Origin of the sequence: Paracoccus jeotgali (genome assembly GCF_002865605.1) — a bacterium.
In the GTDB taxonomy this organism is placed as follows: domain Bacteria; phylum Pseudomonadota; class Alphaproteobacteria; order Rhodobacterales; family Rhodobacteraceae; genus Paracoccus; species Paracoccus jeotgali.
Genome location: NZ_CP025583.1, coordinates 356,539 through 378,965 on the forward strand (window position 1 = coordinate 356,539; position 22,427 = coordinate 378,965).

Annotated in this window: 23 protein-coding genes; 21 read left to right on the forward strand and 2 right to left on the reverse strand. The window is 66.3% G+C overall.

Going from position 1 to position 22,427, the window contains the following annotated elements; translation table 11 throughout:
• The 19 genes from nuoE to CYR75_RS01900 all read left to right on the forward strand — a co-directional run bounded on the left by nuoE (position 1) and on the right by CYR75_RS01900 (position 18,366).
• The gene (nuoE, locus tag CYR75_RS01815) at positions 1-1,059 is read left to right on the forward strand and encodes an NADH-quinone oxidoreductase subunit NuoE (RefSeq protein WP_101498578.1); all 1,059 of its coding nucleotides are present in this window, start codon (positions 1-3) and stop codon (positions 1,057-1,059) included.
• A 30-nt stretch (positions 1,060-1,089) separates the two neighbouring features.
• Positions 1,090-1,791, forward strand: coding sequence for a hypothetical protein (locus tag CYR75_RS01820; protein ID WP_158644553.1), 702 nt, complete (start codon positions 1,090-1,092; stop codon positions 1,789-1,791).
• The gene (locus CYR75_RS01825) at positions 1,788-2,018 is read left to right on the forward strand and encodes a DUF5337 domain-containing protein (protein WP_101498580.1); all 231 of its coding nucleotides are present in this window, start codon (positions 1,788-1,790) and stop codon (positions 2,016-2,018) included. The genes CYR75_RS01820 and CYR75_RS01825 overlap by 4 nt, the downstream gene beginning before the upstream one ends.
• A gap of 10 nt (positions 2,019-2,028) precedes the next feature.
• Positions 2,029-3,324: an NADH-quinone oxidoreductase subunit NuoF gene (gene nuoF / locus CYR75_RS01830; RefSeq protein WP_101500813.1), complete on the forward strand. Its 1,296-nt coding sequence runs from the start codon at positions 2,029-2,031 to the stop codon at positions 3,322-3,324.
• A gap of 240 nt (positions 3,325-3,564) precedes the next feature.
• A complete protein-coding gene (locus tag CYR75_RS01835; protein WP_101500814.1) occupies positions 3,565-3,969 on the forward strand; it encodes a DUF5333 domain-containing protein in 405 nt (134 codons plus the stop codon).
• 11 nt (positions 3,970-3,980) lie between these two features.
• Positions 3,981-6,005, forward strand: a complete 2,025-nt coding sequence (nuoG, locus tag CYR75_RS01840) for an NADH-quinone oxidoreductase subunit NuoG (RefSeq protein ID WP_101498581.1) — start codon at positions 3,981-3,983, stop codon at positions 6,003-6,005.
• Positions 6,006-6,029: 24 nt separating this feature from the next.
• Positions 6,030-6,857, forward strand: coding sequence for a hypothetical protein (locus tag CYR75_RS01845; protein WP_101498582.1), 828 nt, complete (start codon positions 6,030-6,032; stop codon positions 6,855-6,857).
• Positions 6,850-7,911 carry an NADH-quinone oxidoreductase subunit NuoH gene (gene nuoH / locus CYR75_RS01850; protein ID WP_101498583.1) on the forward strand — a complete coding sequence of 354 codons (1,062 nt, stop codon included), beginning with the start codon at positions 6,850-6,852 and terminating at the stop codon, positions 7,909-7,911. The genes CYR75_RS01845 and nuoH overlap by 8 nt, the downstream gene beginning before the upstream one ends.
• Before the next feature lie 4 nt (positions 7,912-7,915).
• A complete protein-coding gene (locus tag CYR75_RS16195; RefSeq protein ID WP_192876672.1) occupies positions 7,916-8,086 on the forward strand; it encodes a hypothetical protein in 171 nt (56 codons plus the stop codon).
• Between the two features lie 2 nt (positions 8,087-8,088).
• A complete protein-coding gene (gene nuoI, locus CYR75_RS01855; protein ID WP_101498584.1) occupies positions 8,089-8,580 on the forward strand; it encodes an NADH-quinone oxidoreductase subunit NuoI in 492 nt (163 codons plus the stop codon).
• Positions 8,577-8,981, forward strand: coding sequence for a carboxymuconolactone decarboxylase family protein (locus CYR75_RS01860; protein WP_101498585.1), 405 nt, complete (start codon positions 8,577-8,579; stop codon positions 8,979-8,981). The genes nuoI and CYR75_RS01860 overlap by 4 nt, the downstream gene beginning before the upstream one ends.
• Positions 8,978-9,583: an NADH-quinone oxidoreductase subunit J gene (locus CYR75_RS01865; protein ID WP_101498586.1), complete on the forward strand. Its 606-nt coding sequence runs from the start codon at positions 8,978-8,980 to the stop codon at positions 9,581-9,583. Before CYR75_RS01860 ends, CYR75_RS01865 begins: the two co-directional genes overlap by 4 nt.
• An 82-nt stretch (positions 9,584-9,665) precedes the next feature.
• The gene (gene nuoK, locus CYR75_RS01870; protein WP_101498587.1) at positions 9,666-9,971 is read left to right on the forward strand and encodes an NADH-quinone oxidoreductase subunit NuoK; all 306 of its coding nucleotides are present in this window, start codon (positions 9,666-9,668) and stop codon (positions 9,969-9,971) included.
• A 7-nt stretch (positions 9,972-9,978) separates the two neighbouring features.
• Positions 9,979-12,030: an NADH-quinone oxidoreductase subunit L gene (gene nuoL / locus CYR75_RS01875; RefSeq protein ID WP_101498588.1), complete on the forward strand. Its 2,052-nt coding sequence runs from the start codon at positions 9,979-9,981 to the stop codon at positions 12,028-12,030.
• A gap of 1 nt (position 12,031) precedes the next feature.
• A complete protein-coding gene (locus CYR75_RS01880) occupies positions 12,032-13,615 on the forward strand; it encodes an NADH-quinone oxidoreductase subunit M (RefSeq protein WP_101498589.1) in 1,584 nt (527 codons plus the stop codon).
• Between the two features lie 10 nt (positions 13,616-13,625).
• Positions 13,626-15,176, forward strand: a complete 1,551-nt coding sequence (nuoN, locus tag CYR75_RS01885; protein WP_101498590.1) for an NADH-quinone oxidoreductase subunit NuoN — start codon at positions 13,626-13,628, stop codon at positions 15,174-15,176.
• Positions 15,169-15,921, forward strand: coding sequence for a biotin--[acetyl-CoA-carboxylase] ligase (locus CYR75_RS01890; protein WP_101498591.1), 753 nt, complete (start codon positions 15,169-15,171; stop codon positions 15,919-15,921). The genes nuoN and CYR75_RS01890 overlap by 8 nt, the downstream gene beginning before the upstream one ends.
• Positions 15,921-16,700, forward strand: coding sequence for a type III pantothenate kinase (locus CYR75_RS01895; RefSeq protein WP_101498592.1), 780 nt, complete (start codon positions 15,921-15,923; stop codon positions 16,698-16,700). Before CYR75_RS01890 ends, CYR75_RS01895 begins: the two co-directional genes overlap by 1 nt.
• Positions 16,693-18,366, forward strand: coding sequence for a ribonuclease J (locus CYR75_RS01900; protein WP_101498593.1), 1,674 nt, complete (start codon positions 16,693-16,695; stop codon positions 18,364-18,366). Before CYR75_RS01895 ends, CYR75_RS01900 begins: the two co-directional genes overlap by 8 nt.
• A 45-nt stretch (positions 18,367-18,411) precedes the next feature.
• On the opposite strand, the gene CYR75_RS01905 is transcribed toward CYR75_RS01900, so the two are convergent.
• On the reverse strand, positions 18,412-20,220 hold the full coding sequence (locus CYR75_RS01905; protein WP_318778992.1) for an SLC13 family permease: 1,809 nt from the start codon (positions 20,218-20,220) through the stop codon (positions 18,412-18,414).
• An 82-nt stretch (positions 20,221-20,302) separates the two neighbouring features.
• Here CYR75_RS01905 and trmB point away from each other — a divergent pair, with 82 nt between their 5' ends.
• The gene (gene trmB, locus CYR75_RS01910) at positions 20,303-21,007 is read left to right on the forward strand and encodes a tRNA (guanine(46)-N(7))-methyltransferase TrmB (RefSeq protein WP_101498594.1); all 705 of its coding nucleotides are present in this window, start codon (positions 20,303-20,305) and stop codon (positions 21,005-21,007) included.
• A 51-nt stretch (positions 21,008-21,058) separates the two neighbouring features.
• Here the strand turns inward: trmB and mazG are convergent, their stop codons facing one another.
• Positions 21,059-21,895: a nucleoside triphosphate pyrophosphohydrolase gene (mazG, locus tag CYR75_RS01915; protein ID WP_101498595.1), complete on the reverse strand. Its 837-nt coding sequence runs from the start codon at positions 21,893-21,895 to the stop codon at positions 21,059-21,061.
• A gap of 192 nt (positions 21,896-22,087) precedes the next feature.
• Between mazG and yajC the strand changes: the two genes are divergently transcribed.
• Positions 22,088-22,420 carry a preprotein translocase subunit YajC gene (gene yajC / locus CYR75_RS01920; RefSeq protein ID WP_101498596.1) on the forward strand — a complete coding sequence of 111 codons (333 nt, stop codon included), beginning with the start codon at positions 22,088-22,090 and terminating at the stop codon, positions 22,418-22,420.
• The last annotated feature ends 7 nt before the right edge of the window (positions 22,421-22,427 follow it).

Here is a 22,427-nt window from a genome sequence, read left to right on the forward strand (position 1 = left end):
ATGCTGCGCCGCCTGTCCCCCATCCAGCCCGACTCGTTCGAGTTCACGCCCGCCAACCTCGACTGGGCGCGGGCGCAGATGACCAAGTTCCCCGAGGGCCGCCAGCAATCGGCGATCATCCCGATCCTGTGGCGCGCCCATGAACAGGAAGGCTGGCTCAGCCGTCCGGCCCTTGAATACTGCGCCGATCTGCTGGGCATGCCCTATATCCGCGTGCTCGAGGTCGCGACCTTCTATTTCATGTTCAAGCTGGCCCCGGTCGGCAGCGTCGCCAATATCCAGATCTGCGGCACCACCACCTGCATGATCTGCGGCGCCGAGGATCTGATCCGGGTCTGCCGCGAAAAGATCGCGCCGACGCCGCTGACGCTGTCCTCCGACGGCAAGTTTTCCTGGGAAGAGGTCGAATGTCTGGGCGCCTGCGCCAACGCGCCCATGGCCCAGATCGGCAAGGATTACTACGAGGATCTGACGGCCGAGAGACTGGCCGCGCTGATCGACGAGATGGCCGCCGGTCAGGTGCCGCAGCCCGGCCCGCAGAATGGCCGCTTTTCGTCCGAGGCGATGGGCGGGCCCACGGCGCTGACCGACCTCGTCGGCACCGGGCCCGCGCATAACGCCTCGGTCACGCTGGCGCTGGAACTGGGCGACACGCTGAAGCGCATCGACGGGACCGAGGCGCCGATCCTGACGCCCTGGCGCCGCAGCCCGGAAAAGAACCCCGATGATGGCGAGGACACCGGCCCCGACGACGTGCCCGCCGACGCGCAGAACGACGATCCGGGCGAGATCCTGAAGGCGCGGCCTCCGCGCGCGCTGGACGCGCCGCGTGACGGCGCGGGCGACGACCTGACCCGCATCAAGGGTCTGGACGCCACCGCGCAAGAGCTGCTGAACGGGCTGGGGGTCCATCACTTCGACCAGATCGCCCATTGGGACGCGGCCGAGGTCGCCTGGGTCGATGGCCATCTGGAAGGCTATGTCGGCCGCGTGACGCAGGATGAATGGGTCCGGCAGGCGCGCGAGATGCTCGAGGCGCGGGAAGGAACAAGCAACTAGGTTAGCCACGGAAAACGGCGGGGAAGACAGATGCTCAAGACGGAATGCTCTCGGAATTGCTGGGTGGCGGCGGCCGTCGCCGGGGTGCTGGTGTGGCTGTTCAACGCCTTTGCCGGGTTGTTTCTGGGCGGCATCCTGCTGGGGCTGCTGGTGTTCTGGATCCTGGGCAGCTTGCTGGTCTGGCTGGCCTGCGACGGGCGCGGCGGCCCGGCCGAAAGCATCGAGGTGCTGGGGCCGGAACGTGCGCTGGCCCGGCCGACGCCCGACAGCGGCCCGCTGTTCCAGACCGAGAACGCGCTTGCCAATGCAGGCTCGCTCTTTGCCGCGCGCTCGGTCGAGGTGGCGAACCGGGGCCGCGACCGGCTGCGGCAGTTCCGTGGCGCCAAGGCGGGCGAGCAGGACAACCTCGCCACCGCCGCCGTGCCGCAGCATCCCGATGTCGTGACCCCGCCGCCCGAAGCTGACGATGACCACGCGACCCCGGCCGCCGACGCGCGGCGGGCTGTGGTGGATGAACACGATCTCAAGCAGATCAGGGGCATCGGCCCGCAACTTGAGAAGACGCTGAACGACCACGGCGTCACCAGCCTGTGGCAGATCGCCGGCTGGGACGAGGACGCGATCGAGCGTCACGCCGCGCTGATCGGTCGCATGGGCGGACGCATCCGCAGCGATGAATGGGTGGCGCAGGCCCGCGCGCTGCTGGCCACCGGCCGTGGCCCCGCGTCATGACCGACGACCGCGCCGCCCGCGACGCGCGCCAATTGCGGCTGGTGTCGCTGGTCATGGTCGGCACCGCGGTGCTGTGGCTGGGCGCGAACTGGGCTGGCCGCCGCTTTGGCTGGCCCGCGGAATACGCCTTTCTCGCGGATCTGGCCGCGATGGGTGGATTTGTCTGGTCGCTGCTGGTGACCTGGCGTATCTGGCGGCGCAAGGCGCCTGCTGGCAAAAAAGGATGATGACGCAATGCTGCTGAAGGATCAGGACCGCATTTTCACGAACCTTTACGGGATGGGCGACCGTTCCCTGAAGGGTGCGATGGCGCGCGGCTGCTGGGATGGCACCGGCGATCTGATCGCGCGCGGCCGCGACAAGATCATCGAGCAGGTCAAGGCCTCGGGCCTGCGCGGGCGGGGCGGCGCGGGCTTTCCGACCGGGCTGAAATGGTCCTTCATGCCAAAGGAGTCCGACGGCCGGCCGTCTTATCTGGTCATCAACGCCGACGAATCCGAACCCGCGACCTGCAAGGACCGCGAGATCATGCGCCACGATCCGCACACGCTGATCGAAGGCGCGCTGATCGCCGGCTTCGCGATGAACGCCCACACCTGCTACATCTACCTGCGCGGCGAATATGTGCGCGAGCGGGAATCCCTGCAGGCCGCCATCGACGCCTGCTATGACGCCGGGCTGCTGGGCCGCAATGCCGCCAAGTCGGGCTGGGATTTCGACCTGTTCCTCAGCCACGGGGCCGGGGCCTATATCTGCGGCGAGGAAACCGCGCTGCTGGAATCGCTGGAAGGCAAGAAGGGCATGCCCCGGATGAAGCCGCCCTTCCCGGCGGGCGCGGGCCTCTATGGCTGCCCGACCACCGTCAACAACGTCGAATCCATCGCCGTGGTGCCGGAGATCCTGCGCCGCGGGGCCGAGTGGTTCGCCAGCTTCGGCCGCCCCAACAATGCCGGCACCAAGCTGTTCGGCCTGACCGGCCACATCAACAACCCTTGCGTGGTCGAGGAAGGCATGTCGATCACCATGCGCGAGTTGATCGAGCATCACGGCGGCGGCGTGCGCGGAGGCTGGGACAACCTCAAGGCCGTGATCCCCGGCGGCGCATCCTGCCCGGTTCTGACCGCCGAGCAATGCGAAACCGCGATCATGGATTACGACGGCATGCGAGAGCTGAAATCCAGCTTCGGCACCGGCTGCATGATCGTGATGGATCAGTCCACCGACATCATCAAGGCGATCTGGCGGCTGTCGGCCTTCTTCAAGCATGAAAGCTGCGGCCAGTGCACGCCCTGCCGCGAAGGCACCGGCTGGATGATGCGGGTCATGGAACGACTGGTCACCGGCGATGCCGAGGTCGAGGAAATCGACATGCTGCTGGACGTCACCAAGCAGGTCGAGGGCCACACCATCTGCGCGCTGGGCGACGCGGCCGCATGGCCGATCCAGGGGTTGATCCGCAACTTCCGGGGCGAGATCGAGGATCGGCTGAAGGCGAAAAAGACCGGGCGTCTGGGCGCCCTGGCGGCGGAATAACCCGCGACGGCGGAACAGGAAGGAACGCGTTCGATGCAGCAGGACCGGGCAAATCAGGGGGACAGGCCGCTGGCCATGTCGCCGCTGGCGCTGCCCGCGCGTAAGGCCGCGCCGGCCAATGGACGCAGATGTCGCATGGCGCAGGGGCCTGTCGATCACCTATCCATGACGCATCCGTGTCATGCGGTCGGCGGCCGTTCCGACTATCCTGCCGGGTCACCCGCCCGAAAGGACCGCCAGATGCCGAAACTGCTTGCCGCCGCGCTGACCCTTGCGCTGACCCTCGCCTCGCCTGCCGCCGCGCTCGAACCGCTGGCGCAGGAACGCTATATCAACGACCGGCTGGTGGCCGCCCGCGTGGCCGACCGCATCCGGCGCGAATGCCCCTCGATCGAGGCGCGGCTGGTCGCGGCGTGGAGCGCGGCGCGTGCGCTCAAGCGCTATGCCGAGCAGAAGGGCTATCCCGCGGCCGAGATCGAGGCCTTTCTGGACAGCAAGCCGGACCGCGCCCGCATCTATGCCGTCGCGGAAGACTACCTGACCCGCAACGGGGCGCGTGCGGGGGATGCCGAATCCTTCTGCCGCATCGGGCGGAATGAAATTGCAAGCAAGTCGGTCGCCGGATCTCTGCTGGTGGCCAGGTAAGGACGTTGAACATGGCAGATCTGCGCACAATCAAGATCGACGGCACGGCAATCGAGGTCGATCCGAACCTGACCCTGATCCAGGCCTGCGAACTGGCCGGGATCGAGATCCCGCGGTTCTGCTATCACGAGCGTCTGTCGATCGCCGGGAACTGCCGCATGTGTCTGGTCGAGGTCGTCGGCGGCCCGCCCAAACCCGCGGCGTCCTGCGCCATGCAGGTCAAGGATCTGCGGCCCGGTCCCGATGGTGCGCCGTCCGAGATCCTGACGAACTCGCCCATGGTCAAGAAGGCCCGGGAGGGGGTGATGGAGTTTCTGCTGATCAACCACCCGCTCGATTGCCCGATCTGCGATCAGGGCGGCGAGTGCGACCTGCAGGATCAGGCGGTGGCCTACGGCGTCGATTTCAGCCGCTACCGCGAGCCCAAGCGCGCGGCGATGGAGCTGGACCTCGGCCCGCTGGTCGAGACGCACATGACGCGCTGCATCTCGTGCACGCGCTGCGTCCGCTTCACCACCGAGGTCGCCGGCATCACGCAGATGGGCCAGACCGGGCGCGGCGAGGATAGCGAGATCACCGCCTATCTGAACCAGACGCTCGATTCGAACCTGCAGGGCAACATCATCGACCTGTGCCCGGTGGGCGCGTTGGTCAGCCGCCCCTACAGCTTTACCGCCCGCCCGTGGGAACTGACCAAGACCGAATCCATCGACGTGATGGACGCGCTGGGCAGCAGCATCCGCATCGACACCAAGGGCCGCGAGGTCATGCGGATCCTGCCCCGCAACCATGACGGCGTGAACGAGGAATGGATCAGCGACAAGACCCGCTTCATCTGGGACGGGCTGCGCCGCCAGCGCCTCGACAAGCCCTATATCCGCGAAAACGGCAAGCTGCGCCCGGCGGTCTGGGGCGAGGCGCTGGCCGCCGCCGCCGCCGCCATGCAGGGCCGCAAGGTCGTGGGTCTGGTCGGCGATCTGGCCCCGGCCGAGGCGGCCTTCAGCCTCAAGCAGCTGATCGAGGGCATGGGCGGGCAGGTCGAGTGCCGCACCGACAACGCCCGCCTGCCGGCCGGCAACCGCTCGGGCTATGTCGGGACGGCGCGGATCGAGGAAATCGACGGCGCCGCCATGATCCACCTGATCGGCACCAACCCCCGGACCGAGGCGCCGGTGCTGAACGCCCGCATCCGCAAGGCGTGGACCCACGGCGCCAAGATCAGCCTGATCGGCGAGGCGGTCGATCTGACCTATGACTACACCCATCTCGGCACCGACCGCGCGGCGCTGGAAACGCTGTCCTCACAGGACATGACCGACGACATCCGCGCCCGCCCGACCATCGTGATCGTGGGGCAGGGCGCGCTGCGCGAGGCCGATGGCGCGGCGGTTCTGGCCCATGCCATGCGCCTGTGCGAAAACAGCAACTCCAAGCTGCTGGTCCTGCACACCGCCGCCTCGCGGGTGGGGGCGATGGATCTGGGCTGCGTCACCGAAGGCGGGCTGGACGCCGCCATCGACGGGGCCGAGGTGGTCTATAACCTCGGCGCGGACGAGGTCGACATCGCGCCGGGTGCCTTCGTGATCTATCAGGGCAGCCATGGCGACCGGGGCGCGCATCGCGCCGATCTGATCCTGCCTGCCGCCTGCTATACCGAGGAAAACGGGCTGTTCGTGAACACCGAGGGCCGGCCGCAACTGGCCATGCGCGCGAACTTTGCCCCCGGCGTCGCCAAGGAGAACTGGGCGATCCTGCGGGCGCTGTCGGCCGAGCTGGGCCAGACGCTGCCTTGGGACAGCCTGGCCGCGCTGCGCCGCGCCATGGTCGAGGTCGTGCCGCATTTCGCGCGCATCGATCAGGTGCCGGAGAACGAATGGCAGCCGCTGGAACGCTTCGATCTGGGCCGCGCCGATTTCCGCAATCCGATCAAGGATTTCTACCTGACGAACCCGATCGCGCGGGCCTCGGCCCTGATGGGCGAGTTGTCGGCGCTGGCGGCGGCACGGGCGCAGGCCCGGCCCGTGGCGGCGGAATAGCGGCAGGCAAGGCAGGGACAGTCCATGCAGCGCTCGCCTCATCTCGGCAGGACCGCAGCAACGGCGCTGGCCGTGCTGGCCGGCTGCGCCGGTCCGGGCGATGGCGGGCTGCACCAGCCGCCGCCGACCAAGCCCGCGACCCTGCCGCTGCAACTGGAAGGCCCGACGGCTGACACCTCGGTCCTTGCCGGGCTGTCGACCAAAAGCGGCGAGTTGATGATCCTGGAAAGCGACGGCTCGGTGACACGAACCCGACTTGATTCCGCGCGCGGCCGCGAGGTGCTGGGCGATGAGGGCGGGGCCATGCTGGCGCTTTCCGATGTCATCGTCGAGGACAGCTCGGTCATGCCCGAGAACCTGCCCCGCCCGAAGCGCGCGCAGGAAACGGCGCTGGAAGAATTTGCCGGCCGCAGCCGCCCCGCCTTGCCCTCGCGCATCGTCCCGACCCCGCCCCAGGCGTTTCTGGGCGGCAGCGTCGTCCTGCTGCGCGAACCCGTGCGCCGCGGCGGCACGCAGCCCGCGACGCGGTCGGGGATGGCGGCGGGCGATCTGGTCGCGGTGCGGGTCAGCTTGACGCGGGGGGTGGACGACAGCGCCGCCTTTGCCTATGCCACCTGCACATTGGCTGCGTGGTCGCAGGGCAGCAAGACGCCGTATGCCCGCCATATCCGCACGACCACGACCGAATCGGCGGGGAAACGGCAGGTGGAGTCGATCTTCACCTTGTCGCGCACCGCGCCCCCTGGCCTGCTGGTCATGGAACGAGAACAGACCCTGCGCGACTGCAGGGCGCACGGAATTCCCGCTCGCGTGACAGCAGGTGGGCCTGTGAAAGGGACAGAGAATGGCTGAATTCTGGGCATCCGGTTGGGGGCACGCCATCATCCTGCTGGCGCAGGGCTTGGCGGTCATCGCCTTCGTGATGATCTCGCTGGTGTTCATGGTCTATGGCGACCGCAAGATCTGGGCTGCGGTCCAGATGCGGCGCGGCCCGAACGTGGTCGGTCCCTGGGGGCTGCTGCAGACCTTCGCCGATGCGCTGAAATATGTGCTGAAAGAAGTCGTCGTGCCTGCGGGCGCCGACAAGTTCGTCTTCTTCCTCGCCCCATTCCTGTCGATGACGCTGGCGCTGATCGCCTTTGTCGCGGTGCCGTTTGCGCCGGGCTGGGTGATGGCGGATGTGAACGTGGCGATCCTGTTCATCTTCGCGGTCTCCTCGCTCGAGGTGTATGGCACGATCATGGGCGGGTGGGCGTCGAACTCAAAATACCCGTTCCTCGCGTCGCTGCGGTCGGCCTCGCAGATGATCTCGTATGAGGTGTCGATGGGGCTGATCATCATCGGCATCATCCTGTCCACCGGTTCGATGAACCTCAGCGCGATCGTCTATGCGCAGTCGGGGGCAGGGCTTCTCAGCTGGTATTGGCTGCCGCATCTGCCGATGCTGGTCTTGTTCTTCGTCTCGGCGCTGGCGGAAACCAACCGTCCGCCCTTCGACCTGGCCGAGGCGGAATCGGAACTGGTCGCGGGTCACATGGTCGAATACGGCTCGACCCCGTATCTGCTGTTCATGGCCGGCGAATATATCGCCATCTACCTGATGTGCGCGCTGATCTCGCTGCTGTTCTTCGGCGGCTGGCTGTCGCCGATCCCGGGCCTGCCCGACGGCGCGCTGTGGATGGTGCTGAAGATGTGGTTCTGGTTCTGGATGTTCTCGATGGTGAAGGCCCTGGTGCCGCGCTATCGCTACGACCAGTTGATGCGGATCGGCTGGAAGGTTTTCCTGCCTCTCTCTCTGGGCTGGGTGGTGCTGGTCGCGATCCTCGCCCGCTATGATGTCCTTGGCGGCTTCTGGGTGCGCTGGGACCAACTGGCGCCCGCAAGCGCCGCCGTGATCGGAGGTTGAAACGATGTCTGAACAGACCATTGCCACCGCACTGACCCGCGCCAGCGAGACCGACAAGGCCGAGTTCGCCCATTTCCTGGCCGACCACGCGCTGGCGACCAGCGACGAGGCCCAGATCCGGGCCCTGGTCGCCGCTTTCGACCGCTTTGTCGCGGAACGTCTGCAGGAGCGCTGATCATGGCTTTCGATCTTGCGCGGGCGACGAAGTATTTCTTCCTGTGGGACTTCATCAAGGGGTTCGGGCTGGGCGTGCGCTATTTCTTCGGCGCCAAGGAAACCATCAACTACCCGCATGAAAAGGGCCCGCTATCGCCGCGTTTCCGGGGTGAACACGCGCTGCGCCGCTACCCCTCGGGCGAGGAGCGCTGCATCGCCTGCAAGCTGTGCGAGGCGATCTGCCCCGCGCAGGCCATCACCATCGACGCCGAACCGCGCGAGGACGGCTCGCGCCGGACCACGCGCTATGACATCGACATGACCAAATGCATCTATTGCGGCTTCTGCGAGGAAGCCTGCCCGGTCGATGCCATCGTCGAAGGTCCGAACTTCGAATTCGCCACCGAGACCCGCGAAGAGCTTTTCTATGACAAGGAAAAGCTGCTGGAAAACGGCGCCCGCTGGGAGGCGGAGATCGCCCGCAACCTCGCGCTGGACGCGCCCTACAGATGACCGATCAATTTCAGAAGATGTTCGCGCAGATGATGCAGTCGGGTCAGGAAATGGCCCGCGCCTTCAACCCTGCGCTGGAACATGTCGACTCGCGCGCATTCGAAAAGCTGATCCCGACCATGCCGGCCGATGTGCTGGAAATGTGGTTCGGGCGCACCTTCAACCGAGACGGGCTGGACGCCAAGACCCGCCTGCTGCTGACCATCGGCGCGATCACCGTGCAGGGCGCGCTGGCCGAGCCGCAGCTGCGGCTGAGCATCCGTCACGCGCTGGAAGCCGGCGCGACGCGGCGCGAGATCGCCGAGACGATCTATCAGATGAGCATGTTCGCGGGCCTGCCCGCCATGCAGAAGGCGCTGGACATCGCGGCCCGCGTTTATGAGGAGGAGGACGAGGCGTGATCGTCTTTGCATTCTACCTGTTCGCCATCACCGCCTGCCTCGGCGGGGTCATGGTCGTGCTGTCCCGCAACCCGGTCCACTCGGTCCTGTGGCTGATCCTGACCTTCTTCTGCGCCGCGGGTCTGTTCGTGCTGCAGGGGGCGGAATTCGTCGCCATGCTGCTGATCATCGTCTATGTCGGCGCCGTCGCGGTGCTGTTCCTGTTCGTGGTCATGATGCTCGACATCGACTTCGCCAAGTTCCGGGGCGAACTGGCGCGCTTCCTGCCCCTGGGGCTGGTCGTGGCGCTGGTCCTGCTGACCGTGCTGGGCATGGCGTTTTCGGGGTGGGAGCCCGCCGCCGGTGCCGCCGATCTGCGCGCCGCACCGATCGCGCAGAACAGCTATAACACCGCGTCCATCGGGCTGGTGCTTTATGACCGCTATTTCCTGCCCTTCCAGTTGGCCGGTCTGGTGCTGCTGGTTGCCATGATCGGGGCGATCCTGCTGACCATGCGCCACCGCCGCGACATCAAGCGGCAGAACGTGATGAAACAGATGCTGACCGACCCTGCCAAGCAGCTTGAACTGCGCGACGTGAAACCGGGGCAGGGGCTGTCATGAAGACGGGCCAGCGGAACGCCAGCCTAGTCGCGGCATGTGCGGGTCAGTCCCGCCCCAGCCGCGATGCCAAGAGGGACGATAAATGATCGGATTGACGCATTTTCTGGTGGTGGGGGCGATCCTGTTCGTGACCGGCATCTTCGGTATCTTCGTGAACCGCAAGAACGTCATCATCATCCTCATGTCGATCGAGCTGATGCTGCTGGCGGTCAACATGAACTTTGTCGCGTTCTCGGCGCATCTGGGCGATCTGGGCGGACAGGTCTTTACCATGTTCGTGCTGACCGTGGCCGCGGCCGAGGCCGCCGTCGGTCTGGCGATCCTGGTCGTCTTCTATCGCAACCGCGGCACCATTGCCGTGGAAGATGTCAACGTGATGAAGGGGTGAACCGGATATGGAACAGATCATCCTGTTTGCGCCCCTGATTGCGGCGCTGATCGCCGGCTTCGGCTGGCGCCTGATCGGCGAGACCGCCGCGCAATATCTGACCACCGGCGTGCTTTTCCTGTGCTGCGCGCTGAGCTGGGTCGTGTTTCTGGGCTTTGACGGCCAGGTCCGCCACATCCCGGTGATGGACTGGATCGTGACCGGCGATTTCGTCGCCGAATGGTCGATCCGGCTGGACCGGCTGACCGCGATCATGCTGATCGTCGTCACGACCGTCTCGGCGCTGGTCCACCTCTACTCGATCGGCTACATGGCCCATGACGAGAACTGGACCGCGAACGAGCGCTACAAGGCGCGGTTCTTCGCCTATCTGTCCTTCTTCACCTTCGCCATGCTGATGCTGGTGACGGCCGACAACCTGCTGCAGATGTTCTTCGGCTGGGAAGGGGTGGGCGTCGCCTCCTATCTGCTGATCGGCTTCTATTACAAGAAACCCTCGGCCAATGCCGCCGCGATGAAGGCGTTCATCGTCAACCGGGTCGGCGATTTCGCCTTCCTGCTGGGCATCTTCGGGCTGTGGTGGCTGACCGGCACCGTCGTCTTCGACGAAATCTTTGCGCAGGTGCCGGCCATTGCCGAGACCCGCGTGCAGTTCCTGTGGACCGACTGGAACGCCGCCAACCTGCTGGGCGTGCTGCTGTTCATCGGTGCGATGGGCAAATCCGCGCAGCTTTTCCTGCACACCTGGCTGCCCGACGCGATGGAAGGCCCGACCCCGGTCTCGGCGCTGATCCACGCCGCGACCATGGTCACGGCGGGCGTATTCCTGGTCTGCCGGATGTCGCCGCTGTATGAATTCGCGCCCGAGGCGACGCTGTTCATCACCATCATCGGCGGCGCGACCGCGTTCTTTGCCGCGACCGTGGGTCTGGTCCAGAACGACATCAAGCGCGTCATCGCCTATTCGACCTGTTCGCAGCTTGGCTATATGTTCGTGGCGGCGGGTGTGGGCGTCTATTCGGCGGCGATGTTCCACCTGCTGACCCACGCCTTCTTCAAGGCAATGCTGTTCCTCGGCGCCGGCTCGGTCATCCATGCCATGCATCACGAGCAGGACATGCGGAATTACGGCGGTCTGCGCCACAAGGTGCCGCTGACCTTCTGGGCCATGCTGATCGGCACCCTGGCGATCACCGGCGTCGGCATCCCGCTGACCACCATCGGTTTCGCCGGCTTCCTGTCCAAGGACGCGATCATCGAAAGCGCCTATGTCGGCAACAGCTTCGCCTTCTGGGCGCTGGTGATCTCGGCCGGGTTTACCAGCTTCTATTCCTGGCGGCTGATGTTCATGACCTTCTGGGGCACGCCGCGCGGCGACCGCCACACGCATGAGCACGCGCATGAATCGCCCCATGTCATGACCATTCCGCTGGGCGTGCTGGCCATCGGCGCGATCTTTTCAGGGATGGTCTGGTATCAGGACTTCTTCGGCGACCGGGTCGAAAGCTTCTTCCACCTGCAACCGGTTGAGGCGCACGCCGTGATCGAGGGCGAGCCGGCCGAGAACCATCAGGAAGACGGCGTGCTGCGCACCGATGTCGCGGCGCCGCAGGGCGGGGCGATCTATCTGCACCCCGACAACCACATGATCCACGAGGCGCATGAGGCGCCGGTCTGGGTCAAGGTGTCGCCCTTTGTCGCCATGCTGCTGGGGCTGTTCACCTCGTGGATGATGTATGTCCGCTATCCCGCCGCGCCGGCCAAGCTGGCCGCGACGCAGCGGCCCCTCTATGAGTTCCTGCTGAACAAATGGTATTTCGACGAGATCTACGACTATGTCTTCGTGCGGCCGGCCCGCTGGATCGGCAGGGCGCTGTGGCGGGGTGGCGATGGGCGGACCATCGACGGCCTGATCAACGGCGTCGCCATGGGGCTGATCCCGCGTCTGACCCGCGCCTCGTCGCGGCTGCAATCGGGCTATCTGTTCCACTATGCCTTCGCGATGGTGGTCGGGATCGTGGCGCTGCTGATCTGGGTGATGGCGCGGGGGAGCATGTAAGATGACCAATATCCTCTCGATCGTGACCTTCCTGCCGCTGGTCGCGGCGCTGATCCTGGCGCTGTTCCTGCGCGGCGGTGACGAGGCGTCGAACCGCAATGCGAAATGGCTGGCGCTGATCGCCACCACCGCCACCTTCGCGCTGTCGCTCTATGTGCTGTTCAACTTCGATTCCGCCAATACGGGCTTCCAATTCGTCGAGGATCGCAGCTGGATCATCGGGCTGCGCTACAAGCTGGGCGTGGACGGGATCTCGGTCCTGTTCGTGATGCTGACCACCTTCCTGATGCCGCTGACGGTGCTGTCCACCTGGGACACCAAGACCCGCGTCAAGGAATACATGATCGCATTCCTGGTGCTGGAAGGGCTGATGATCGGCGTCTTCGTCGCGCTTGATCTGATGCTGTTCTACCTGTTCTTCGAGGCCGGGCTGATCCCGATGTTCCTGATCATCGGGATCTGGGGCGGCGCCAACCGGATCTATGCGGCGTTCAAGTTCTTCCTGTATACCTTCCTCGGCTCGGTGCTGATGCTGGTCGCCATGGTCGTGATGTATCGCGCCGCCGGCACCACCGATATCGAGCAGTTGCTGGCCTTCGACTTCTCGTCCGAACCGATGCGCCTGCTGGGGTTGACCGTGGTCGGCGGCGTGCAGACGCTGCTGTTCCTGGCCTTCTTTGCCAGCTTCGCGGTCAAGATGCCGATGTGGCCGGTCCATACCTGGCTGCCCGACGCGCACGTTCAGGCGCCGACCGCGGGATCGGTCGTGCTGGCCGCGGTGCTGCTGAAAATGGGCGGCTACGGCTTCCTGCGCTTCAGCCTGCCGATGTTCCCGGTCGCCTCGGACCTGTTCCAGCCCTTCGTGTTCTGGCTGTCGGCCATTGCCATCGTCTATACCTCGCTGGTGGCGCTGGCGCAGTCGGACATGAAGAAGCTGATCGCCTATTCCTCGGTCGCGCATATGGGTTACGTGACCATGGGCATCTTTGCGGCCAACCAGGTCGGCGTCGACGGGGCGATCTTCCAGATGCTGTCGCATGGCTTCGTCTCGGGCGCGCTGTTCCTGCTGGTCGGCGTGATCTATGACCGCATGCACACGCGCGAGATCGACGCCTATGGCGGGCTGGTCAACCGGATGCCGAAATACGCGCTGGTCTTCATGTTCTTCACCATGGCCAATGTCGGCCTGCCCGGCACCTCGGGTTTCGTGGGCGAGTTCCTGACCCTGCTGGGCGTCTTCCGCGAGAATACCTGGGTCGGTCTGGTGGCCACGACCGGCGTGATCCTGTCGGCCGGCTATGCGCTGTGGCTGTATCGCCGGGTGACGCTGGGGGCGCTGCTGAAAGAGAGCCTGAAGTCGATCACCGACATGACCGCGCGCGAGCGCTGGATCTTCGTGCCGCTGATCGCCATGACGCTGTGGCTGGGGGTCTATCCGCGCGTCGTCACCGACATCACCGGCCCCAGCGTCAACGCGCTTGTTACCCATGTCGCCACCGCGACCGAAAGCCAGCCCTCGGACCCCGCCGCCTATCGCGTGGTCGAGGCCACGACCGGGGCCGATCCGGCCACCGCCGAGCAGTAAGAGGACCGTCATGACTTCGCTCGATTTCACGATCATCATGCCGGAAACCGTGCTGGCGGGCTTTGCCCTGCTGGCGCTTCTGGTCGGGGCCTATATGGGCAAGGACCGCATCGCGGGCACCTTGCTGTGGGTCACCGTCGCGGTGTTTCTGGCGCTGGCCGCCTTCATCGGTCTGGGCCGTCCCGCGCAGGGGCTCGCCTTCTACGACATGTTCATCGCAGACGGCTTCGCGCTGTTCTGCAAGATCGTGATCCTGACCTCGGCCGCCGCCATCCTCGCCATGAGCGCCGAATACATGGAGCGTCGCAACATGCTGCGCTTCGAGTTTCCGATCCTGATCGCGCTGGCGGTCATCGGGATGATGGTCATGGTCTCGGCCGGCGACCTGCTGACGCTGTATATGGGGCTCGAGCTGCAGTCGCTGTCGCTCTATGTCATCGCCGCCATGCGCCGGGATTCGGTCAAATCCTCGGAAGCGGGGCTGAAATATTTCGTGCTCGGCTCGCTCAGCTCGGGGCTGCTGCTGTATGGCGTGACGCTGATCTACGGCTTTTCCGGAACCACGGATTTCCGCGGCATCATCGAGGTGGTGCAGGGCGGGCCGCAGCCGGTCGGGCTGATGTTCGGCATGGTCTTCGTCATTGTGGGCCTCGCCTTCAAGGTCAGCGCGGTGCCGTTCCACATGTGGACCCCCGACGTCTATGAGGGCGCACCGACGCCCGTCACCGCCTTCTTTGCCACCGCGCCCAAGGTCGCCGCCATGGCGCTGCTGGCCCGCGTGCTGACCGATGCCTTTGGCCGCGTGCCCGAGGACTGGGGGCAGATCCTTGCGGTGCTGGCGCTGCTGTCGATGTTCCTCGGCTCGATCGCGGGTATCGCGCAGACCAACATCAAGCGGCTGATGGCCTATAGCTCGATCGCGCATATGGGTTTCGCGCTGGTCGGTCTGGCGGCGGGGACGGCGCTTGGCGTGCAGTCCATGCTGCTTTACATGGCGATCTATGCGGTGATGAATGTGGGCGTCTTCGCCTGGATCATGTCGCTGGAACGCGACGGGGTGCCGGTCACCGATCTGGCCGGGCTGCACCAGTTCGCGCGGGACGAGCCGATCAAGGCGCTGGCGGTGCTGATCCTGTTCTTCAGCCTCGCCGGCGTGCCGCCGATGCTGGGTTTCTTCGCCAAGTTCGGGGTGCTGAACGCCGCCGTCGATGCCGACATGACGTGGCTGGCGGTGTCGGGCGTGGTCGCCTCGGTCATCGGGGCGTTCTATTACCTTAGGATCGTCTACTACATGTATTTCGGGGCCGAGATCGAACCCTTGGGCAGCCGGATGAGCCCGGCCTCGATGGGTCTGCTGGTCGCCTCGGCGGCGGTGATGCTGCTGGGTTCGATCAGCATGCTGGGCGTTGACCGCGCCGCTGGCCGCGCGGCCGAGGCGCTGCTGACCGTGGACGACAGCCCGATCCGCGGCGCGGCCGTGGTCGCCGCCGCCGATGCCGATCCTGCCACCCCTGCCGTGATCGTGGCGACGCCGCCCGCCACCCCGGCACGCGTTGAGTGATCTGAGCCCCTGGCCCGAGGGCGTGGCGCGGCATGTCCTGCCGCGCTGCGCCTCGACCAATGCCGAGGCGCTGAGCCATGCCGCAAGGCATCCCGGCCCGGCCTGGATCGTCACCCATGACCAGTATCAGGGCCGGGGCCGCCGTGGCCGTGATTGGGCCATGCCGGCGGGCAATTTCGCCGGCTCGCTGGCGCTGAGGCCGGCGGGCGACCCGGCGCAGGCGGCGCTCTATTCCTTTGTCGCGGCGCTGGCCGTGGCCGATGCGATTGCCGCGGTCGCCGGGCCGGCGGCGCGGCTGGCGTTGAAATGGCCCAATGACGTGTTGCTGAACGGCGGCAAGGTGGCCGGCATCCTGCTGGAAAGCGCCGGACATGGCGGCGCGGTGTCCGCGCTGGCCGTGGGCATCGGTGTGAATCTGGCCGCCACCCCGCCAGCCGACCCGGACGCGCCCTTTGCCCCCGTCAGCGTCGCCGCCGAGACCGGCATCACCATCACGCCCGAGGATTTTCTGGACCTGCTCGCCCCCGCCTTCGCCGCGTGGGAGGGTCGGCTGCTGACCGAAGGCTTCGCCCCCATCCGCCGCGCCTTTCTGGCCCGCGCCGCGCGGCTGGGCGAGACCATCACCGCCCGCACCGGGCGCGTCGCGTTGGTCGGGCGTTTCGACGGCATCGACGAGGGCGGCGCCCTGCTTCTGACCACCCCGGCCGGACGCCAATCGGTGCCGGCCGCAGATGTGTATTTCTGATGCTGCTTTGTATCGACACCGGCAACACCAACACCATCTTCTCGATCTGGAACGGGACGAAATTCGTGTCCCATTGGCGCATCGCCACCGATCACCGGCGCACGGCGGACGAATATTTCGTCTGGCTTGAAACGCTGATCACCCTGCGCCATTTCGAGATGGACATCACCGCCTGCATCATCTCGTCCACGGTGCCGCGCGTCGTCTTCAACCTGCGGGTGCTGTGCAACCGCTATTTCAACACCCGGCCGCTGGTCGTGGGACGGCCCGACTGCCTGCTGCCCGCCTATCCCCGCGTCGATGCCGGGGTGACGGTGGGGCCGGACCGGATCGTCAACACCTGGGCCGCCCATGCCCGTCATGGCGGCGAGCTGATCGTCGTCGATTTCGGCACCGCGACCACCTTCGACGTCTCGGACGAGGACGGCGCCTATGTCGGCGGCGTCATCGCGCCCGGGGTCAACCTCTCGCTCGAGGCGCTGCATGCGGGCGCGGCCTCGCTGCCGCATGTCGATGTGACCAAGCCCGATCAGGTGATCGGCGGCAACACCATCGCCTGCATCCAGTCGGGGATCTTCTGGGGCTATATCGGCCTTGTGGAAGGCGTGATCGAGAAAATCAGGGCCGAGCGTGACCGGCCAATGAAAGTCATCGCAACCGGCGGCCTCGCGCCGCTGTTCGAGCAGGGCACCGACGTCTTCGACAGTGTCGAGGACGATCTGACGGTTCAAGGCCTGCGTCTTATTTATGAATTCAACAAGGAGGCGGGGAATGTCTGACCGTCTGATTTACATGCCGCTTGGCGGCGCCGGTGAGATCGGCATGAATGCCTATGTGTATGGCTATGGCCCGGCCGGCAAGGAACGGCTGATCGTGGTCGATCTGGGGGTGACTTTCGGCGACATGGACAGCTCGCCCGGCATCGACCTGATCATGGCCGATATCGCCTGGCTCGAGGCCAATCGCAAACGCATCGACGCGATCTTCATCACCCACGGGCACGAGGATCACGTCGGCGCCATCGGCCTGCTGTGGGACCGGATCGGCGCGCCGATCTATTGCCGCAAGTTCACCGGCACGCTGGCGCGGCTCAAGCTCGAGGAACGCGGCGTCCAGACCGATGCGCTGCGGATCGTCGAGGCGCGGCCCGAAACCGTCACGGCCGGGCCGTTCAAGGTGCAGTTCGTGCCGATCAGCCACTCGATCCCGGAAAGCTCGGCGATGATCATCGACAGCCCGGCGGGCCGGGTCGTCCACAGCGGCGATTTCAAGCTGGACGGCACGCCGGTCGTGGGCGAGGCCTTCGACCCGCAATTGTGGCACGAGATCGCGCGCGAGGGCGATGGGGTCAAGGTTCTGACCTGCGATTCGACCAACGTGTTTTCCACCCATCCGGGCCGGTCCGAGTCGGTTCTGGCCAATCCGATCATGGAGTTCGTGGTCGCGCAGCCGCAGATGGTGATCGCCACGACCTTTGCCTCGAACGTGGCGCGGCTGAAGACGCTGGCGGATGCCGCCGTCGCCTCGGGGCGCAAGGTCTGTCTGCTGGGCCGCGCGATGCGCAAGATGGTGCAGGCGGCGACCGAAACCGGCATCCTGACGCAGTTTCCGGCCACCATCAGCCCGGAAGAGGCCGCCGAGCTGCCGCGTCACAAGGTCATGCTGATCGTCACCGGCAGCCAGGGCGAGCGCCGGGCCGCCACCGCGCAACTGTCGCGCGGCAGCTATCTGGGCCTGCGTCTGGCCGAAGGGGACAGCTTCCTCTTCAGCTCGCGCACCATCCCCGGCAATGAAAGCGGCGTGATCCGCATCATGAACCAGCTGTCCGAAATGGGCGTGGACGTGTTCGACGCCGATGACGGGATCTATCACGTCTCGGGCCACGCCAACCGGCCGGATCTCGAGGCGGTGCATGATCTCCTCAAGCCGCAGATCCTGATCCCGATGCATGGCGAGCACATGCATCTGCGCGCACATGCCAAGCTGGGCACGGAAAAGGGCATCGCCTCGGTCGTGGCGACCAATGGCACGATGCTGGACCTGACCGGCAGCAAGCCGCGCGTGGTTGACCGGATCGAGACCGGGCGGCTTTATCTGGATGGCTCGGTGCTGATTGGGGCGATGGACGGCGTCGTCCGCGACCGCATCCGCATGGCGCTGAACGGGCACGCCATGGTCAGCGTGCTGGTCGATGAGCATGACACCCCGTTCCCCGATGCCTGGGTCGAGACGATGGGCCTGCCCGAGCAGGGCCGGTCGTCCGCGCCCTTGGCCCAGCAGGTCGAGAACGAGCTGGCCGAGTTTCTGGAACGCGCCGACGCCAAGACCGTCGCCGACGACAAGAAGCTGGAGGACGCGGTCCGCAAGATCACCCGTCAGGTGACGATGGAAGAGATCGGCAAGAAGCCCGAGGTCACCGTCATCATCAGCCGTCTGGCACCCTGACCCGGCGCCCCGCCCCGCGCGCCGGCCGGCGCGGGGGCGGGGGGGCTATAGCGGAAAGACGATCAGCAGCAGCGGAACCGAGCTTGCGATCACGAGGATCTCGAGCGGCAGGCCCATGCGCCAGTAATCGGCAAAGCGATAGCCGCCCGGCCCCATGATCAGCGTGTTGTTCTGGTGCCCGATGGGGGTCAGGAAGGCGCAGGACGCCGCCACCGCCACGCCCATCAGGAACGCGTCCGGGTTCACCCCGATCTGTGCCGCCAGCTGGATCGAGACCGGCGCCGCCAGCACCGTCGTCGCGTTGTTGTTCAGCACGTCCGACATGGTCATCGTCGCCACCATCAGCAGCGTCAGCGCGACCCAGGGCGGATAGCCCTCGGTCAGCGATTGCAGGCCGCGGGCGATCAGCGTCGAGCCGCCGGTGGTTTCCAGCGCCATGCCCAGCGGGATCATCGCGCCCAGCAGCACGATGATCGACCAGTCGACATGGTCATAGATATCCTCGACCGACAGGATGCCGCCGACGACATACAGGACCAGCACCGCACCCAGCGCGATGGGCATGGAAATCAGCCCGAAGCTGGTCGCGGCGATGGCGGCGACAAAGATCAGCAGCGCCGCCCACAGCCGCGAATCCTTGGCGACCTGCGTGCCGCTGCCTTCCAGCGGCATCAGGTCGCGCGGGTCCAGCGCCTTGGCCATGTTGTTTTCCGACAGCAGCAGCAGCAGCACGTCGCCATGCCGGATGCGCTTGGTGTTCAGCTTTTCGCGCAGGGTCTGACCCTCGCGCAGGATGCCCAGCAGGATGCCGTCGACCTCGATCCCGTGATACAGCGCGTCGCCGCGCCGCCCGATCAGGCGCGAGCGCAGCGGCACCACCGCCTCGACCAGCATCCGCCCGGCGGTATCCAGCGCGACGCTGCGGGCCTCGGCCTCGCGATCGGATTTCTGGCCGTCGCCGGGGCCGGGCGGGTAGGACAGGCCAAGGTCCAGCCGGAAATCCTCGATCGCTTCGGGCGGGGCCTCGATGATCAGCCGGTCGCCTTCATGCAGCACGATCATCCGTGAGGTGCGGTAATAGCGCGTGCCCTCGCGCTCGACGGCGAGGATGGTGACGGACTCGGAATCGGTGGCGATCTCGCCCAGGGTCTTGCCGACCGCGCTGCTGCCCTGCGGCAGCAAAAGCTGGGCCACATAGTCGCGCAGCGCGACCTGCCCGGCGGCCGCGCTGGTGTCGCTAGCGTGACGCGGGATCAGCCGCCAGCCGATCAGCGCGATGAACAGCACCCCCACCACCGCCACCGCGCCGCCGACCGGCAGGAACTGGAACATGCGGAACCCGGTGCCGGTCTCGGCCGCGCGGAACTGCGAGACGAGCAGGTTCGGCGGCGTCCCGATCAGCGTGGTCATGCCGCCCAGGATCGTCGCGAAAGCCAGCGGCATCAGGGTGGGCGACGCGCTGCGCCCGGCCTTGCGCGCGGTCTGCACGTCGATGGGCATCAGGATCGCCAGCGCCGCGACGTTGTTCATGAAGCCCGAAATCGCCGCGCCCACCGATCCCATGATCGCGATATGCACCGGGACCGACCGTTTCGCGCCCGACAGGATGCGCGTCAGCCGCGCCACCACGCCCGATCGCTGCAGCCCCGCCGTCACGATCAGGATCAGCGCGACGGTGACGGTGGCGGGGTTGGAAAAGCCGGAAAACGCCTGTTCGCTGGGCACGATGCCGGTCAGCACGCCGGCCACCAGCCCGGCAAAGGCCACCACGTCATAGCGCCACCGCCCCCAGATCATCAGCACGATCACGACCGCGAAGATGGCAAATAGCAGCAGTTGATCGGGGGTCATCATCGCTCCTGTCGGGGAATGGCGCGATCCTGTCATGCGCGCGCGGTCTTGACCAGAGCCCGCGCTTGCGGGCATGGGACCGGCCATGTCAGATCATGAATTCGACCCGAATCCCGCCCGCCGCAACTTTTACGGCCGCCGCCACGGCAAGACCCTGCGCCGCAGCCAAAAGGGCTATCTGGCCGAGGATCTGGGCGCGCTGCGTCCGCGCGGCGTGACCATGGACGACAACCCCGACCGCACGCCCATCGACCCCGGCGCGATCTTTGGCGATGCGCGGCCGCTCTGGCTCGAGATCGGCTTTGGCGGGGGCGAGCATATGGTCCATATGGCCGCCCGCTATCCGCAGGTCGGCATCATCGGCTGCGAGCCCTTCATCAACGGCGTCGCCATGCTGGTCGGCAAGATCCGGGCGGCGGGGGTGCAGAACGTCAGCGTCCATCCCGGCGATGCGCGCGATCTGATGGATGTGCTGCCCGATGCCAGCATCGCGCGGGCGTTTCTGAACTATCCTGACCCCTGGCCCAAGACCCGCCACCATCGCCGCCGCTTCGTTACGCCCGAGCATCTGCTGCCGCTGCACCGGGTCATGGCACCGGGGGCAGAGTTCCGGGTCGCGACCGACATTCCGTCCTATGTCCGGCAGACGCTGGTCGAGCTGCCCAAGGCCGGGTTCGAACTGATCAGCCACCGCGCCGAGGCTTGGCCCGACTGGCTGTCCACCCGCTATGAACAAAAAGCCCTGCGCGAGGGGCGGCTGCCGGCCTATCTCAGCTATCGTCGGGTCTGATCTCGCCGGGTTTGGTCTCGGCGGGTCAGGCGTTGGCGGGTCGCGGCGCGCTCAGCCGCGCTCGGCGGCCTTGGCGGCGTTCCACAGCGCGTCCATCTGGGCCAGGTCCGAATCCTCGGGGCGCTTGCCCTGCCGGGCAAGGGCGGATTCGATGGACTGGAAGCGGCGGGTAAACTTGGCATTGGCGTTACGCAGCGCCTCTTCGGGGTCGATCTCCAGATGCCGGGCCAGATTGGCCATGACGAACAGCAGATCGCCGAATTCCTCGGCCAGATGGGCGGGATCGGCGGCCTCGCGCGCCTCGACCAGCTCGGCGGTCTCCTCGGCCAGCTTCTCCAGCACATCGGCCGCGCCGGGCCAGTCGAAGCCGACCCGCGCCGCGCGGTTCTGCAGCTTGACCGCGCGGGTCAGCGCCGGCAGCCCCATCGCCACCCCGTCCAGCACGCCGCGTTCGGCTCGCTTGGCGCGTTCGGCGGCCTTGATCGTTTCCCAATCCTTGACCTGCTGGGCGGCGGATTTGTCACGCGACTCCGGGCCGAAGACATGGGGATGGCGGTCGATCAGCTTGTCGGAAATCCGCGCCGCGACATCGGCGAAATCGAACATTTGCCGTTCCTGCGCCATCTGCGCGTGGAAGACGACCTGCAGCAGCAGATCGCCCAGCTCGCCCGGAAACTCGTCCCAGGCCTCGCGCTGGATGGCGTCGGCGACCTCGTAGGCCTCTTCGATGGTATAGGGAGAGATCGAGGCGAAATCCTGTTCGATATCCCAGGGACAGCCGGTTGCCGGGTCGCGCAGCGCGGCCATGATCTCGATCAGGCGCGCGATCTCGGTCTGGTTGCGGTCGGACGCGGCGGCGGCAGAGGGGCGGGACAGGCTGTCTGGCATGGCGTTTCTCCTTGTCGGGAAAGCCGTGCCACAGGCAAAAGCCGGTGTCCACGCCGCGTCACGTCCTTGTGGGGCGACGGGGTGGACGCGGTTTCTTGCCATTGCCCGTGCCGGTCATTAGGTTGCGCCGCAATTCCGATGTGCGCGCGGCCCGCGCCGCTTCCCAGACCCGCCTTTCCGAAAGGACCGCAGATGTTCGTTTCCCCTGCCTATGCTCAAGCCGCCGGTGGTGCCGGTGGTGCCGGCGCGATTGCCCAGTTCATCCCGCTGATCCTGATCTTCGTCATCATGTATTTCCTGATTCTGCGCCCGCAGCAAAAGCGCGCGCGCGAACATCGGGACATGGTGGCGGCGCTGAAGCGGGGCGATCAGGTGGTCACCAATGGCGGGCTGATCGGCAAGATCACCGACGTCAAGGACGAGGAACTGACCGTCGAGGTCGCGCAGGGCGTCAAGGTGCGGATCGTGCGCGGTTCGGTCGCGCAGGTCGTCTCGACGGTCAAACCCGTCGCCGCCAACAGCTAAGGCAGGC

Bases quoted from the DNA above. Each gene is read 5' to 3' on its own strand.
- CYR75_RS01880 (WP_101498589.1), top strand. From the start codon at position 12,032: ATGACCAATATCCTCTCGATCGTGACCTTCCTGCCGCTGGTCGCGGCG.
- CYR75_RS01835 (WP_101500814.1), top strand. From the start codon at position 3,565: ATGCCGAAACTGCTTGCCGCCGCGCTGACCCTTGCGCTGACCCTCGCC.
- CYR75_RS01820 (WP_158644553.1), top strand. From the start codon at position 1,090: ATGCTCAAGACGGAATGCTCTCGGAATTGCTGGGTGGCGGCGGCCGTC.
- CYR75_RS16195 (WP_192876672.1), top strand. From the start codon at position 7,916: ATGTCTGAACAGACCATTGCCACCGCACTGACCCGCGCCAGCGAGACC.
- nuoL (WP_101498588.1), top strand. From the start codon at position 9,979: ATGGAACAGATCATCCTGTTTGCGCCCCTGATTGCGGCGCTGATCGCC.
- nuoK (WP_101498587.1), top strand. From the start codon at position 9,666: ATGATCGGATTGACGCATTTTCTGGTGGTGGGGGCGATCCTGTTCGTG.
- nuoG (WP_101498581.1), top strand. From the start codon at position 3,981: ATGGCAGATCTGCGCACAATCAAGATCGACGGCACGGCAATCGAGGTC.
- nuoN (WP_101498590.1), top strand. From the start codon at position 13,626: ATGACTTCGCTCGATTTCACGATCATCATGCCGGAAACCGTGCTGGCG.
- CYR75_RS01905 (WP_318778992.1), bottom strand. From the start codon at position 20,220: ATGATGACCCCCGATCAACTGCTGCTATTTGCCATCTTCGCGGTCGTG.
- nuoH (WP_101498583.1), top strand. From the start codon at position 6,850: ATGGCTGAATTCTGGGCATCCGGTTGGGGGCACGCCATCATCCTGCTG.
- CYR75_RS01825 (WP_101498580.1), top strand. From the start codon at position 1,788: ATGACCGACGACCGCGCCGCCCGCGACGCGCGCCAATTGCGGCTGGTG.
- CYR75_RS01860 (WP_101498585.1), top strand. From the start codon at position 8,577: ATGACCGATCAATTTCAGAAGATGTTCGCGCAGATGATGCAGTCGGGT.
- mazG (WP_101498595.1), bottom strand. From the start codon at position 21,895: ATGCCAGACAGCCTGTCCCGCCCCTCTGCCGCCGCCGCGTCCGACCGC.
- yajC (WP_101498596.1), top strand. From the start codon at position 22,088: ATGTTCGTTTCCCCTGCCTATGCTCAAGCCGCCGGTGGTGCCGGTGGT.
- nuoI (WP_101498584.1), top strand. From the start codon at position 8,089: ATGGCTTTCGATCTTGCGCGGGCGACGAAGTATTTCTTCCTGTGGGAC.
- CYR75_RS01895 (WP_101498592.1), top strand. From the start codon at position 15,921: ATGCTGCTTTGTATCGACACCGGCAACACCAACACCATCTTCTCGATC.
- nuoE (WP_101498578.1), top strand. From the start codon at position 1: ATGCTGCGCCGCCTGTCCCCCATCCAGCCCGACTCGTTCGAGTTCACG.
- trmB (WP_101498594.1), top strand. From the start codon at position 20,303: ATGTCAGATCATGAATTCGACCCGAATCCCGCCCGCCGCAACTTTTAC.
- CYR75_RS01845 (WP_101498582.1), top strand. From the start codon at position 6,030: ATGCAGCGCTCGCCTCATCTCGGCAGGACCGCAGCAACGGCGCTGGCC.
- CYR75_RS01900 (WP_101498593.1), top strand. From the start codon at position 16,693: ATGTCTGACCGTCTGATTTACATGCCGCTTGGCGGCGCCGGTGAGATC.